Source organism: Sphingobacterium sp. UBA2480 (assembly GCF_002341965.1).
Taxonomy (GTDB): domain Bacteria; phylum Bacteroidota; class Bacteroidia; order Sphingobacteriales; family Sphingobacteriaceae; genus Sphingobacterium; species Sphingobacterium multivorum.
Window position 1 is genome coordinate 610,038 of record NZ_DDPA01000004.1, and the last position, 13,188, is coordinate 623,225.

Here is a 13,188-nt window from a genome sequence, read left to right on the forward strand (position 1 = left end):
ATCAAAAATTTTCATCATAGTTCTTATTTGTGGTTTGCAGCGTACGTTTGTACGATTGAGAAACCAGCTTCGTCGATAGAGTAAGTTAATTTATCGATTTTTGCAGTAAAGATGTTATACAATACGATAGCGAATGTTGAAGTCGCGATACCAGTTGCTGTATTGATCAAGGCCTCAGAGATACCGTTTGCCAATTTAGCTGAATCTGGAGCACCACCTGTTGCCAATGCCGAGAAGGCTTTGATCATACCTGTTACCGTACCCAATAGACCACATAATGTACCGATAGAAACTAATGTAGCGATAACGTTTAAGTTTTTCTCTAACATTGGCATTTCTAATGCTGTAGTTTCTTCGATTTCTTTTTGAATTGCGATAGTAGCTTTTTCAGTGTCAACGTTAGGATCTACTGATACTGCTTTGTATTTCAATAAACCAGCTTTAACTACGTTTGCTACTGAACCTTTTTGTTTGTCACACTCAGCGATTGCTGTGTCGATGTTTCCACCATTAATCAACGTTTGGATTTTTCTCACAAAGTTTCCAACGTTTCCTGTACCAGATGCTTTGTTAATAACGATTAAACGTTCTACTGAGAAAACCCATACCATCAAGAATAAACCAAGCAAAACAGGTACGATAGCCCCAGCATGGTAAACCATTCCTAAGTAGTTACCTGGATTTGGAGCATTTTCAGGATTGTTGTCAACGAAGTTAGTTGGATTACCCATCACAAATTTCCATACACAGAAACCCACGATGAAACAGATGATGATTGCAGCTTGAGCAAAGAAAGATCCTCCGTTGTTGCTCTCTTGTTTTGCAGCAGTTTTAGGTGCGTTTGCCATTTTTCTAATTTTTAGTTTTTTACTGTTGTTTAAATATATAATGTTGTTTAAATTATATGCACTTTTATTCGCTTTTGAAACCAATTTTGCAAAGCAAATTTAATATTTAATGTCAAATTTAAAATATTCCTCTTAAATATATAAAAAAAATCAAATTTGTTTTTAAAACTGAATACACCATTAATCCGTGTTATTTTTCTCAGCAGTTCCCGTTATATAATCATTGCTACTCTATGCTAAATCGCTTATTCGCAATAATTATTTTACAATGAAAGCCATTTTTTTTTTGATATGCAAGAAAATCAAGGATTTTAAACGACAAAAAGTAAGTGATTACTCATGTTTTTGAACAATCAGACATCCTACACTTAAAGCATACTTGCCTAATAGACAATTCATTAGATTTACCACTATTCTGCTGGATATACTTGTTTAACCACCAACTAATTTTACGCGATACCCCTCTTTAAGTAACAAATCATAGATCTTTTGTTTAAACTCGCCCTGAATGATGATCTCCCCATCCTTCACTGTTCCACCAACTCCGCACTTCGTTTTCAACAATTTACCTAAGTTCTCCAAGTCGTCCACTTTTCCAACAAAGCCCGTGACCAACGTAACAACTTTCCCCTTCCGCATTTTCCGATCAAGCTGCACCTTTAAGTTTTGCTGATTTACAGGTAACGTATCTGCTTCCTGAAAAAAATCGGCCAGCTGATAGCTGAAGCTGTCATCTGTCGAATATACAACGCCCTCATAGGACTGTTTCTTATTTTTACTCATGATATTAACAAATTATCTTTAACGCTTTTGGCATAATGGAAATATCCAATTTATCGCCAAGTTCAATCGGCTCCCCATCCACATGAACCGGGGACACCTTATCAATCTCAATCTGTATATTCTTCCCCGGAATAATCTCGACATAACTGGATTGATCCGCCGATTTATTAAAAAGATGGAAAATCATCTTTGGCAAAATATAAAGTGGAAACTTGTGCACGATACAGACATCTAAAATGCCATCGTTAACCGAAGCCTGCGGTGCTATATAAGCATTATTACCATATTGGGGAGAGTTCGCCACACTGATCATAAAGGCCTGCCTTTCGTACACCTTTCCATCAATTGTCAATTTATAATGTGCCGGTTGGTATTTACTGAGCACATTAAAAACGGACTTCATATACCCCAAAGGTCCACGAATATTTTCATTAGCAAAATTTTCACTTACGGATGCATCAAAACCCAAGCCAGCAATATTAAAAAAGCGTCTATCATTAATTACTCCACAATCCACTTCTATTGATTCAAAACGATTAATCCGACGGATAGCTGCAGCCTCATTCATTGGAACTCCCAAGTAGAGCGCCAGGCCGTTGCCAGAGCCTTCAGGAATAATCCCCAATGGAATTCCAGATCCGACCAAAGCGGATCCCAATTCATTGATCGTCCCATCACCACCGACAGCGATGACTGCATCATAGCCTTCTTTGATCGCTTTCAGCCCAATTTCATAAGCATGGTTCGGTCTCGCCGTTTGTTGGAAAGTAGGATCAAACTTCTGTAGATCAAGCACATCCAGCACCTGCTTTTTAAAGGAAGTTTTATTTTTCCCTCCCGAAATAGGATTAATAACAAACAATATTTGTTTACGTTCTGACATATCCAAAGATAGCGGAAATTACCAATTTCTTAAAATAATGTAATCTTTATACGAATTACCGCACTTCCCCATACTTTTAAAAGTTAAAATATAAATTTGATTTTAAATAATCCACAAAGTATCGTAGCTTTGTCGCACAAAAAATAGAATGTGGACTGATTTGCGTGCTGTTGCGTTACAAGCAACGACAAGGAGATTGCAACCACAGTAAAAAAGTGCTAAAAACCCCTCGCTATCACGGCTCTTATCACTTTGCTGTTATTTCATTCTAGCGCAAATCCAATATTAAAAATTACGTAAAGCATGGCTTATTTATTTACGTCAGAATCTGTTTCTGAAGGGCATCCAGACAAAATTGCGGATCAAATTTCAGATGCATTAATAGACAATTTTTTAGCATGGGACGAGGATTCTCGCGTCGCTATTGAAACGCTAGTAACGACTGGGCAAGTAGTTCTTGCCGGCGAGGTTAAATCAAACATATACCTTGATGTCCAAAAAATAGCCCGTTCGGTGATCCAAAAGATTGGCTATACCAAATCGGAATATATGTTCGAGGCAAACTCTTGTGGCGTCCTTTCGGCTATTCACGAGCAATCTGCTGATATTAACCAGGGGGTAGACCGCAAGACAAGACAAGAACAGGGTGCGGGCGACCAAGGTATCATGTTCGGTTATGCCAACAATGAAACCGAAAATTTTATGCCTTTGGCATTGGACTTATCGCATCGCCTGCTTTATGAATTGGCCGAGCTGCGTCGCGAAAATAACGAAATCAAGTATTTGCGCCCGGACGCAAAATCTCAGGTGACACTTGAGTATAGTGATGATCACAAGCCGAAAAGAATTGAAGCAATCGTAATCTCTACACAACATGACGACTTCGCTACTGAACAAGTCATGTTGGATAAAATTACACACGATATTAAAAAGATCTTAATTCCACGTGTTAAAGCGCAATTGAAACCAGAACTTCAGTTGTTATTTAACGATGAAATTAAGTTTCATATCAATCCAACTGGAAAATTTGTTATCGGTGGACCACACGGAGATACAGGACTTACCGGTCGCAAGATCATTGTCGATACCTACGGTGGCCGCGGTGCACATGGTGGTGGGGCTTTCTCAGGAAAAGATCCATCTAAGGTAGACCGTTCCGCTGCATATGCAACGCGCCATATTGCTAAAAACTTGGTAGCAGCAGGTGTTGCAGATGAAATCCTCGTACAGATTTCTTATGCAATAGGTGTAAAAGATCCGATGGGAATCTATGTAAATACCTATGGAACGAGCAAGGTAAATTTGACAGATGGCCAGATTGCGGAAAAAATCGCACATTTATTTGATATGACGCCATACGGAATTGAAACCCGTTTGGGGCTGAGAAATCCCATTTATTCAGAAACTGCAGCCTATGGACACATGGGAAGAACACCAAGAAAAGTAACCAAGGAGTTCGAAAGCTCAACAGGCGAGAAAAAGCAAGTCGAAGTTGAACTGTTCACTTGGGAAAAACTAGATTATATCGACAAAGTAAAAGAAGCGTTTGGTTTATAAGAGCCAGATGTCCATCAAAATAGAATGGGGCAGTACAAAGTTGGACTGCCCTTTTTTATTCAACTTTATACCCCATCCCTTCACAGCGCCTTCTCAGCATCCTATTCTTAAACAGTTTGAACCGACTTTTATACCCAGGCTATTGGTGAAATCGCGCAGGTTTTGTATCTTAAGCGTTCTAAACCGTTTCAATCATGAAAAGACGCAATTTTCTTCTGGCACCAATGGTGCTCGTAACTGCCCCAACATGGGCAAATAACGTTCAATCGGATGAAGACATCCAACCTACCACTATTGTCCACGTTGTGAATTTTTGGCTAAAAAAAGAGCTCAGTGAAAAAGAAAAAAAGAATTTTGTTGGATTTTTTGAGGAATTGCGCAAGATCGACGTCATCAAAACACTTAATTACGGCGTCCCGGCTCAAACAAACCCGCGGCCTGTCGTAGACAACAGCTTCGACTATACCTTGATCGTCACTTTCAAAAACCTTAAAGATATTACCAGCTACGAGACACATCCAATCCATTTAAAAGCGATCGAAAAATATCAGCATCTTTGGACAAAAGTAATGGTCAAAGATACCTCCATCATTAAATAAGGCCCCGGGCCTTAATTTCCAAATATTTATTGATGGAGTTGATGGTCAGGTTTTCGGGCGCTGTATAGATTGTCTGAAAGCCGTTGCGAATCAGTTCTTGTACGATAAGCTGTTTTTCATAGATAAACTTTTCAGCAATGACCTGATTGTAAATTTCGATTGTCTTTTTAGGCGTACTTTTCGCTAAATCCTCTATTTCTACGTTTTTAAAGACGACAACAACGATAATGTGGCTCCTGTTTAACATAGACAGATAATTTATCTGACGTCTTAAGGAATCTAAGGTCTCAAAATTGGTATATACAAAAATAAGCGACCTCTTGTTAATATGCGCATTGGCATAACTATATAATCTTCCAAATTCAGACTCCTCAAATTTGGTCGACACCTGGTATAGTGCTTCTGAAATCTTATGCATTTGATTATTCCTCTTCTCTGCAGCTATAAATGCATTGATATCTTTTGAAAAGGTTAATAATCCAGCTCGGTCCTGCTTTAAGATGGTCGCATTGGAAAGAACAAGTGCAGCATTAATCGAGTAGTCCAATAAGGTAAGACCGTTGAATGGCATACGCATTGCCCGACCTAAATCAATAAATGAATAGATCGGCTGAGACTTCTCCTCTTCGTACTGATTGACCATCAGCTTCTTTACTTTTGCAGATGCCTTCCAGTTCATGTGCCTATAATCGTCCCCCTGCACATACTCTCTGACATGGTCAAATTCCATGGCTGAACCAATACGTCGAATACGCTTTATCCCCAGTTCATTCAACCGGTTACTTGTTGCCAAAAGCTGATATTTTCGTAGTTGAATATAGGATGGATAACAGGGGATTTCCTGTTCTTGATTGGTAACAAACCTTCTTTTGAAAAATCCAAAACGTTTAACCAAAGCCATACAACGACCAAACTGATAAATTCCCCTTTGTGTGGGCCGCAGGGAAAATGATATTTCAGAGCGCTGAAAGGCGGATAAATTGGCTGCAAAATCCTTATCCCGAATTTGGAGCTGTACCGGGAACTCCTCTAAAACATCCACTTTTGTTGCAAACGGATAAAAAGAGCTCACCATTAGCTTCATCGGGTTTTCATCTCCGTTGGATAATTTTTCAGGATATATCCTTGTGATCTCAATTCTACCCTTTCCTGAAAATAAGACAATAAAATCAAAAGCCAAAACAGCCAACCAGATCCAAAAGACAATCCAAGCCATAATCAACAATCCTTTAACGAAAAAAGAAAATGTGAAGAGTGTCGCTACCCCCAACAGGGAGTAGAAGAACTGATTTGTTAGAAAAAGCTGTTTTAGTTTCTTCATTATCTTGGAATTTCTACAGAATTTATGATTTGGTCGATGACATAAGTGGTGGTAAATCCTTCCATTTCTCTTTCTGGAGTCAACATGACACGGTGACCCAGTACGGCAGATGCTACCCTCCGAATATCCTCAGGAGTAACAAAGTCGCGGCCTGTCAACGCAGCTGAAGCCTTTGCTGATTCCAACAAAGCAATAGAAGCCCGTGGTGATGCACCTAGTGTCAAACTTGGATTAGTTCGTGTTTTTATAATAACTTGAGCAATGTAAGTTAGCAACTCCTCGTGCACAAAAATAGACTTGATCAATTTCTGGAATTCTAAAATTTCTGTGGCCGAAACGACAGCCTGAACCTGATCCTCTTTATTCTGTGCTTTTTGAGCATGATGCTCCTTCAATATTTCCAATTCCTGTTCAAGTTCAGGATAGTTCACATTGATCTTAAACAAGAAACGGTCGAGCTGAGCTTCCGGCAATCGATAAGTACCTTCGTGTTCGATGGGATTTTGCGTCGCAAAAACAACAAACGGCCTTGGCAATTGATAGGTTGTTCCATCTACCGACACCTGTTGCTCCGCCATGCTTTCAAAAAGTGCTGCCTGGGTCTTTGCGGGAGCACGATTGATTTCATCGATTAAAACAATATTTGCAAAAATGGGGCCCCTACGAAATTCAAACTCATTACTTTTCAAATCGAGTATCGACGAACCGGTTACATCCGAGGGCATTAAATCCGGTGTAAATTGAATCCGCTTAAATTCACTGTGAATCGTTTTGGCAATCAATTTTGCGGATAATGTTTTCGCCACCCCGGGTAAGCCCTCGATCAAAGAATGCCCTGAGGCCAAGATCGAGATTAAGAGCATGTCAATCAATTGATCCTGCCCAACGATGACTTTTTTCACCTCCGACTTTACCTGCGCCATTTTATCGAATAAAACCGAGACATCTATTCGGTTTTCAAAAGATATATATTTATCGAAGTCACTCATATCATTTTTGCTTTATGTTTAAACTCTTCTATTGTATCATTAATCATCTTAAGATCAGCCACATCATGTTGTTTAGCATCTTGCATATGAACAATCAGCCTGATTAAAGACTGCGTCTCTAGGAGCGGAACTCCAGTCCGCTCAGCCAGCTCCTCACTGAACTCCTCTTCCCGCAACATCAGCGTGTCCAAATGAAACCGCATCCGAAGATCGTGCAGGAAGTAATCTATTTTTTTTGCGACCATATTACCTGGTGCGCCATTTTCATAATATAAAGTAGCAATGGTTCCACAAAAGTCCTTCGAGAGATTCGGTTCTGGGCTCACGACCGCCACGGCTCGCTGCTCTCGTCTACTTCGAAATACAAGCAAAAGAACTAGCCCCGCCAACAAAACATACCAAGCTTGCCTAAGACCATCATTCATAAGCAATACACGCAAAGGTGTCCGATATTGCTCCAAATTCGCTTTAAAATCATACCAAGCGATCGGCTTATCATTTAGATAAGATAACGACTTAGCAACATAGGCATATTGCGAAGCGGAATTCAGCAAGTAATAGTTTCCAAATAAGTCAGGGGTCAGGTGCAGATAGAATGTCCCTTTACCAAATTGAACGGCTATGAAGTTCGGTAACATAAATTCCTTATAGGTAATCGCGCCCAAAATGGTCGCATGTTTAGGAAGTTTTTTGAATACTTCGCCAAGATCTGATTTACTATAATGAATTTTATTGTTATCGTTCATCAACCGCACACGCAGTTTGCTTTTTATATTCACACCTTTTTTAAAACCATAGAAGTTATCTGTTTTCAAACCGAGGGAATCCAACAGATAAGGATCAATATCCTCGGCTACAATCATTGCTTTCCCACCCCGGTTTACATAATCCAGTAATTTATCTTCCGCTGCTTCACCCATTGAAAAATAGGAGGTGTAAAAAAATAAGTTAGCGTCGGTTTTCTTTGTACTGTCCAAATATTCATACAATGGTCGCTCAATCGTTGTGTTCTTTTGATCAATGATATGCTTTAGTTCTTGACGTAGCACATAAGCGCCAAAAGGATTTTTATCTTTTGCATCAAAAGTCCGATCCCAGATAATAGGTTTCTTACTTGTTGCATCGATAAGGGCTATTAACACTAACACAACAGTCAATAATATCAATCCAAATTTTACCGATCCCTTCATTTAATTTGTTTTTGATACTGGTGAAACAATTGCTGATATTGATTAAAATTGTCCTCTGTTAATTCAAATTGACCAAACCAGACATAATCAAATATTCTTGTACATTCCGCAAATCCACGACGGAGCTCCTCGTTTTGAATCTCTTGTGTAAATTCAGCGTTCGTTTTGCTCAGCTTCCATTTGATATGATCGGATTGCGCTAGTTTCTGAATATTCAATAGCTGTAAGTACCGGATACCCAATGCATAATTCCTTTGAGCGATAGCCTCCTGAATATAAGGCTCCAGGTTGCTATTCATCAGGTTTCGCTCCACATACGCTAAAACGTCCAGTTCACTCTCCTCTTCACTATGCTTAATAAAATATTGTTTTCTGTTGTAGAGCACTTTATAAAGAATAAACGCTAATGCGATGACAGCTAAGAAGGCAAATACATAGCCAAACTCTTCCCGAAATTTATAAGGATTATCCGGCATGATACTCCCGATCCAATCGGCGAGCCGGGCAAGGATGCGTTGCAATACGCCCACCCGATCTTTAATATTTTCAGAATAAACAAAATCGTCTGTCTCGTAACGTTTGATGATATCCTGATAAGGATCCATTTTAAACGAACGTTCTTCGGTATATTTTGGAATCGAATCAAATAATGTTGGATCCCACAGGTCAATTTCGTCTTTTCCCTGTTGGCCATTAGGAGCCTTTACTGCAGAATCAATGCGGACAGAATCTGCTCCCACCAAGGTTGAATCTATTTGCACATTAAGTGAATCAATCCTATCGCTGTTGGAGTCCGTGTCCCTTGGCTTGGGATCACAGGCGTACATAATCGATAAACAGGCAATGCAGAAAAAAGACAAGAGTTTATTCATCTTTTCCTCCTATCTTTTCGATCATGCCATAAATACGTTCTCCAAATTTGAGATCCTTGGCTGTTTCATAAATAATACCATTGGCCAAAACGCCGGACATATAAAGAAAGAGCGTAAATAGTGTGATAAATAAGCCCCCAAATGTCATCAGGAGTTTTCCCCAGGATGAGTCAAAGAAAGCGGCATCTATTCCAAGGAAGTTAAATGACAAAAGCCCCATGATAATCAATGGTACAATGGAAATCATCATGACAGCCATTTGAAAAATAAAGTTCACAATGTAGGTTGCGATACCGTATTGGATCAATTTTTTGCTCAGCATGACATAGGCATCTGTAAAACAGCTTCCCAGATCCGAATAACCTTCCCGATAAAATAGAAAAGAGCAAAACAACCATATCCCAACCATCGAGCCCAATATACCAATGGCAAAACTTCCAATAAAAGGGATAAATGCACAAATCACAGCTACGATTGCCAGTGGGATAAAGACAACGATTAAAGCCAATATCATGGCAATCAAAAACATAAAGTATTTACCGAGGTTAGATCTGAAATTTCTGAATACTTCCGATCCTGAAAATGCTGTGCTTTTACGTTCTTTGAGTAGCATAAAATATTCAATGGAAATACCATAAACGTACAATCCCAAAGCGATCAATGCCAAAATGAGTAATCCAGCCCAAGTAAAAGCATCGATATCCTCAAAAGAATCGCTGTTGGCCGAAAAAGTGATTTTTGTAGAAAGAAAATAGTAAACTAAAGCAATCGCTGCTAGGGGAACCGCAGATAAACCAAAAATAGTAGAAACAAAGTGCTTATAGATCAATTTAAAAAGATCTATGAAACTTTGGATAAAGTCCCCCACCTTCCGTTCTTTTTGAAACTCAAAATCTATTTCCATTGAAATCGTTTTGCTAGTCGATAAGGATTAATAACATAAAAATAAAGGATAGCCAGTACGGATAAAACGATAATTATTAAACATAACCAAATTGACATATTATAATACCGTGTTACAAAACCTTCCAATGTTCCGGCTATAATAAAAAAAGGAATCGTGCTGACGAGAACTTTCATTGCAATCTTTGCTGTACGGACAAACGATGTCAAACGTGTAAACGATTTGGGAAATAGAATGCTATTACCGATGGCCAATCCGCATCCTCCTGCCACAATAATTACCGAAATCTCAATAGTGCCATGAATCCAAATCGCCGACATGGCTTTCCCCATAACGCCATACTGGAAAAACATATGGTGAAATGCACCAAGCATAATACCATTGCTAAACAGCACATAACCTGTCCCTACACTGAAAAATAGTCCGGCAGCAAAGGCCATAAAAGCAACCCGCACATTATTAATCGTAATCCAAATCGCTGATCCAAAGTTGCTCCCCTTCCCATATACTGCAGCAGGATCTCCTGCTTTTATACTTTCTATCGTCGAATCGACATAGTAGTCACCTAAAATAAGCCGAATAAAATCCATATCGTATACAGACGATACAAAACCAATGACTGAAGCCAAAACAAAAATTAAGAAGGAGTACAACAAAGGTCTACGGATTGACCAGATCGCCTGCGGTATCTCTTCATTGATAAAAGATTTAAACTTATTATTGGAAGCTTTCTGATCTTTATAGATTTTCTGATGCACGGTCACTGCCAGTTCATTCAGGTAAGCCTTTACCTTACTTTCAGGATAAAAAGTTTGTGCATAAGCCAGATCATTAGTGAGCTCAATGTAATTTGAGGCCAGTTCATCTGGATCAACCTGCATATTAATTGATAAATTATTTTCAATTAACGTCCATTTTTCTTTATTTCGTTCTACAAAGGATGCTTCTCTCATTAATTTTTTTAACTGGCTGAACCAAATATAGGAAATATCCATGATTGAAAAGCACAAATTGGAGCTAAAATGACCTAGAAATTCTATATTGCTATTAAACTCAAATAATTTACACATGAATAAGCTTGAGATAAATACAGCACAAAATGTAAAAATCGAATATAATCTTGCCAGTCTTGGTTCAAGAATGATCGCTTTTGCAATAGATTATTTTATTATAGTCTGTTATTATTTCTTTTGCTTCTTTCTCTTGGACAGCATAAACATGAACGCAGGAGATCCCTATCTTTTTTATGGCGTTATGATGGCATTGACCCTACCTGCGTTTTTTTACACATTGATTACCGAAACCGCCTTTGGTGGTCAGACAGTAGGTAAGAAAATCATGAAAATAAAGGTCGTTAAACTTGACGGTTCGCGAGCCAACTTTTATCAATACTTGTCCAGATGGAGTCTATCTATTGTAGATATTTGGATGACGATGGGTGGTGTCGCCATTACCTCGATCGTTTTATCCAAAAATGGGCAACGCATTGGAGATATTGCCGCAGAAACTTCCGTTATCAGCCTCAAACCTACATTAAAATTGAGCGACACAATTTACGAAGAGACTTTCGACAATCATCCAATTCTATTTCCACAGGTTATCAAATTGAGCGACAAGGATGCTAATTCGGTCAAAGAGATCTACCAAACAGCTTTTGATAGAAGAGATGTGGGCATTTTAACAGCTTTGGTCCAGCGTCTTGAGGCGGTTATGGAAGTCAAACATCCTGAAAAAATGACTCCCAACGACTTCGTGCTGCAGGTCATGAAAGATCATTACAGCATGTTTAAGGATAAATAGTTTTTACGCTCATAGTTGATTCTGCATTCTCTCGGTTAAAAAACGGATATCGATCGGAGCTCGTTCGGTGTTTCTTCGCTTGCAACCGAAGAAGTACCGAACGAGCTCCGAACAAGTACCGAATAAGCACCGAGTAATCTCCGAAACTGATCGCTATGTCTTATCCATTTTTACAGGTTAATTCTTGAGGTAAAGTAAGAACCGTATTAGACCTTTTGTAAACATTTTTCAGGGATGGACAGGTAATTCTTGATGTGATTCCGATTTTTCGTTCATAAAAAATGCCCTCAAAAAGTTGGACACTTTTTGAGGGCACAGCAAAATAATTCCTTTTTTTATACTGAATATTTTGTTACGCGGTCACTGAAGCCGCAGAAGTCTGCACCTGACGGTCAACCTTCTTAACCAATCCCTGCAATACATTTCCTGGACCGACTTCTACAAAAGCTGTTGCACCATCGGCCAACATATTTTGTACTGTCTGCGTCCACCGTACAGCGCCAGTTAATTGCGCAATAAGATTTTCCTTGATAACCGCTGGATCTGTCTGTGGTTTGGCATCTATATTTTGATAAATCGGACAGCTAGGCGACAAAATGTCTACAGCTTCGATAGCCGCCTGCAATTCGACTTTGGCAGATTCCATCAATGGTGAGTGAAATGCTCCACCAACATTTAGCTTTAATGCGCGCTTAGCACCGGCCTCGGTCAATAAAGCACAAGCTTTATCCACACCTTCAATAGATCCCGAAATCACCAATTGTCCGGGACAGTTATAATTCGCTGCCACCACAACGTCATCAACTTTAGCACAGATCTCTTCCACTATAGCATCTTCCAGACCTAATATCGCAGCCATCGTTGAAGGCTGAAGCTCACATGCTTTTTGCATCGCGTTGGCGCGTTGTGCAACCAATTTCAAGCCATCTTCAAAGCTCAGTGCGCCCGCTGCTACCAAAGCCGAAAACTCACCCAATGAGTGACCTGCAACCATGTCCGGTTGAAAAGACTCTCCCAATGCTTTTGCCAAAATGACCGAATGCAAGAAAATAGCCGGTTGGGTTACGTTGGTTTGTTTCAACTCCTCGTCTGTACCGGAAAACATGACATCCGTGATGCGAAATCCTAAAATATCGTTAGCCTGTTCGAACAAAGCTTTCGTTTCATCATTTAAATTATACAGGTCTTGCCCCATTCCAACAAATTGGGCCCCTTGACCAGGAAATACATATGCTGTTTTCATCCCTTATATTTTTTATTCGTTTATTTGTCTGCTACAATAGGTATTGAATCTGCTTTCTGCAGTCAATGGTTGATGAGAACGAATTCCCGTAAGCGCAAACTTAGATAAATTGCTTTTTATATGCAATATAAATTCATTTCAGCCAGCTATATTCCCATCTTCGGCCGTTCGATCTCATATTGTTCATTTCCTCAGAAGG

The 13,188-nt window shown here is 39.3% G+C and carries 13 protein-coding genes; 3 read left to right on the forward strand and 10 right to left on the reverse strand.

All coding sequences use genetic code 11. The features are described from left to right. Positions 1-23: 23 nt before the first annotated feature. From B3600_RS09950 to B3600_RS09960, 3 genes are all read right to left on the reverse strand, one after another. Positions 24-848 carry a MotA/TolQ/ExbB proton channel family protein gene (locus tag B3600_RS09950; RefSeq protein WP_046673067.1) on the reverse strand — a complete coding sequence of 275 codons (825 nt, stop codon included), beginning with the start codon at positions 846-848 and terminating at the stop codon, positions 24-26. Between the two features lie 432 nt (positions 849-1,280). Continuing rightward, positions 1,281-1,631: a translation initiation factor gene (locus tag B3600_RS09955; RefSeq protein WP_070560961.1), complete on the reverse strand. Its 351-nt coding sequence runs from the start codon at positions 1,629-1,631 to the stop codon at positions 1,281-1,283. A 4-nt stretch (positions 1,632-1,635) separates the two neighbouring features. Next, the gene (locus tag B3600_RS09960; protein WP_286734148.1) at positions 1,636-2,514 is read right to left on the reverse strand and encodes a diacylglycerol/lipid kinase family protein; all 879 of its coding nucleotides are present in this window, start codon (positions 2,512-2,514) and stop codon (positions 1,636-1,638) included. Between the two features lie 303 nt (positions 2,515-2,817). On the opposite strand from B3600_RS09960, the gene metK reads away from it, so the two are divergent. Beyond that, entirely contained in the window at positions 2,818-4,071 is a 1,254-nt protein-coding gene (gene metK / locus B3600_RS09965) for a methionine adenosyltransferase (protein WP_286752826.1), read from the forward strand. A 194-nt stretch (positions 4,072-4,265) separates the two neighbouring features. Then, positions 4,266-4,670: a Dabb family protein gene (locus B3600_RS09970; protein WP_286752827.1), complete on the forward strand. Its 405-nt coding sequence runs from the start codon at positions 4,266-4,268 to the stop codon at positions 4,668-4,670. Here B3600_RS09970 and B3600_RS09975 read toward each other — a convergent pair. From B3600_RS09975 to B3600_RS10000, 6 genes are read right to left on the reverse strand one after another with little or no spacing between them, the layout of a single operon-like run. Continuing rightward, complete coding sequence (locus B3600_RS09975) at positions 4,663-5,991, reverse strand: DUF58 domain-containing protein (RefSeq protein WP_286752828.1); 1,329 nt, start codon at positions 5,989-5,991, stop codon at positions 4,663-4,665. The two genes, B3600_RS09970 and B3600_RS09975, sit on opposite strands and share 8 nt — an antisense overlap. Next, on the reverse strand, positions 5,991-6,980 hold the full coding sequence (locus tag B3600_RS09980; RefSeq protein ID WP_286752829.1) for an AAA family ATPase: 990 nt from the start codon (positions 6,978-6,980) through the stop codon (positions 5,991-5,993). The genes B3600_RS09975 and B3600_RS09980 overlap by 1 nt, the downstream gene beginning before the upstream one ends. Next, positions 6,977-8,170 carry a DUF4350 domain-containing protein gene (locus tag B3600_RS09985; RefSeq protein ID WP_286752830.1) on the reverse strand — a complete coding sequence of 398 codons (1,194 nt, stop codon included), beginning with the start codon at positions 8,168-8,170 and terminating at the stop codon, positions 6,977-6,979. Before B3600_RS09985 ends, B3600_RS09980 begins: the two co-directional genes overlap by 4 nt. Continuing rightward, positions 8,167-9,042, reverse strand: a complete 876-nt coding sequence (locus B3600_RS09990) for a DUF4129 domain-containing protein (protein WP_070560947.1) — start codon at positions 9,040-9,042, stop codon at positions 8,167-8,169. The genes B3600_RS09985 and B3600_RS09990 overlap by 4 nt, the downstream gene beginning before the upstream one ends. Beyond that, positions 9,035-9,946, reverse strand: a complete 912-nt coding sequence (locus B3600_RS09995) for an ABC transporter permease (RefSeq protein ID WP_286752832.1) — start codon at positions 9,944-9,946, stop codon at positions 9,035-9,037. Before B3600_RS09995 ends, B3600_RS09990 begins: the two co-directional genes overlap by 8 nt. Then, complete coding sequence (locus tag B3600_RS10000; RefSeq protein ID WP_115049359.1) at positions 9,937-10,899, reverse strand: stage II sporulation protein M; 963 nt, start codon at positions 10,897-10,899, stop codon at positions 9,937-9,939. The genes B3600_RS09995 and B3600_RS10000 overlap by 10 nt, the downstream gene beginning before the upstream one ends. Before the next feature lie 115 nt (positions 10,900-11,014). Here B3600_RS10000 and B3600_RS10005 point away from each other — a divergent pair, with 115 nt between their 5' ends. Then, positions 11,015-11,746, forward strand: a complete 732-nt coding sequence (locus B3600_RS10005; RefSeq protein WP_115046318.1) for an RDD family protein — start codon at positions 11,015-11,017, stop codon at positions 11,744-11,746. Between the two features lie 352 nt (positions 11,747-12,098). Here the strand turns inward: B3600_RS10005 and fabD are convergent, their stop codons facing one another. Next, positions 12,099-12,989: an ACP S-malonyltransferase gene (gene fabD, locus B3600_RS10010; protein WP_070560944.1), complete on the reverse strand. Its 891-nt coding sequence runs from the start codon at positions 12,987-12,989 to the stop codon at positions 12,099-12,101. Positions 12,990-13,188: the final 199 nt, after the last annotated feature.

What these genes read in the sequence shown, in the direction of transcription:
- B3600_RS09950 (WP_046673067.1), bottom strand. Translation starts at nt 848, where the DNA reads ATGGCAAACGCACCTAAAACTGCTGCAAAACAAGAGAGCAACAACGGA.
- B3600_RS09975 (WP_286752828.1), bottom strand. Translation starts at nt 5,991, where the DNA reads ATGAAGAAACTAAAACAGCTTTTTCTAACAAATCAGTTCTTCTACTCC.
- fabD (WP_070560944.1), bottom strand. Translation starts at nt 12,989, where the DNA reads ATGAAAACAGCATATGTATTTCCTGGTCAAGGGGCCCAATTTGTTGGA.
- B3600_RS10005 (WP_115046318.1), top strand. Translation starts at nt 11,015, where the DNA reads ATGAATAAGCTTGAGATAAATACAGCACAAAATGTAAAAATCGAATAT.
- B3600_RS09970 (WP_286752827.1), top strand. Translation starts at nt 4,266, where the DNA reads ATGAAAAGACGCAATTTTCTTCTGGCACCAATGGTGCTCGTAACTGCC.
- B3600_RS10000 (WP_115049359.1), bottom strand. Translation starts at nt 10,899, where the DNA reads ATGAGAGAAGCATCCTTTGTAGAACGAAATAAAGAAAAATGGACGTTA.
- B3600_RS09985 (WP_286752830.1), bottom strand. Translation starts at nt 8,170, where the DNA reads ATGAAGGGATCGGTAAAATTTGGATTGATATTATTGACTGTTGTGTTA.
- B3600_RS09995 (WP_286752832.1), bottom strand. Translation starts at nt 9,946, where the DNA reads ATGGAAATAGATTTTGAGTTTCAAAAAGAACGGAAGGTGGGGGACTTT.
- B3600_RS09955 (WP_070560961.1), bottom strand. Translation starts at nt 1,631, where the DNA reads ATGAGTAAAAATAAGAAACAGTCCTATGAGGGCGTTGTATATTCGACA.
- B3600_RS09990 (WP_070560947.1), bottom strand. Translation starts at nt 9,042, where the DNA reads ATGAATAAACTCTTGTCTTTTTTCTGCATTGCCTGTTTATCGATTATG.
- B3600_RS09960 (WP_286734148.1), bottom strand. Translation starts at nt 2,514, where the DNA reads ATGTCAGAACGTAAACAAATATTGTTTGTTATTAATCCTATTTCGGGA.
- metK (WP_286752826.1), top strand. Translation starts at nt 2,818, where the DNA reads ATGGCTTATTTATTTACGTCAGAATCTGTTTCTGAAGGGCATCCAGAC.
- B3600_RS09980 (WP_286752829.1), bottom strand. Translation starts at nt 6,980, where the DNA reads ATGAGTGACTTCGATAAATATATATCTTTTGAAAACCGAATAGATGTC.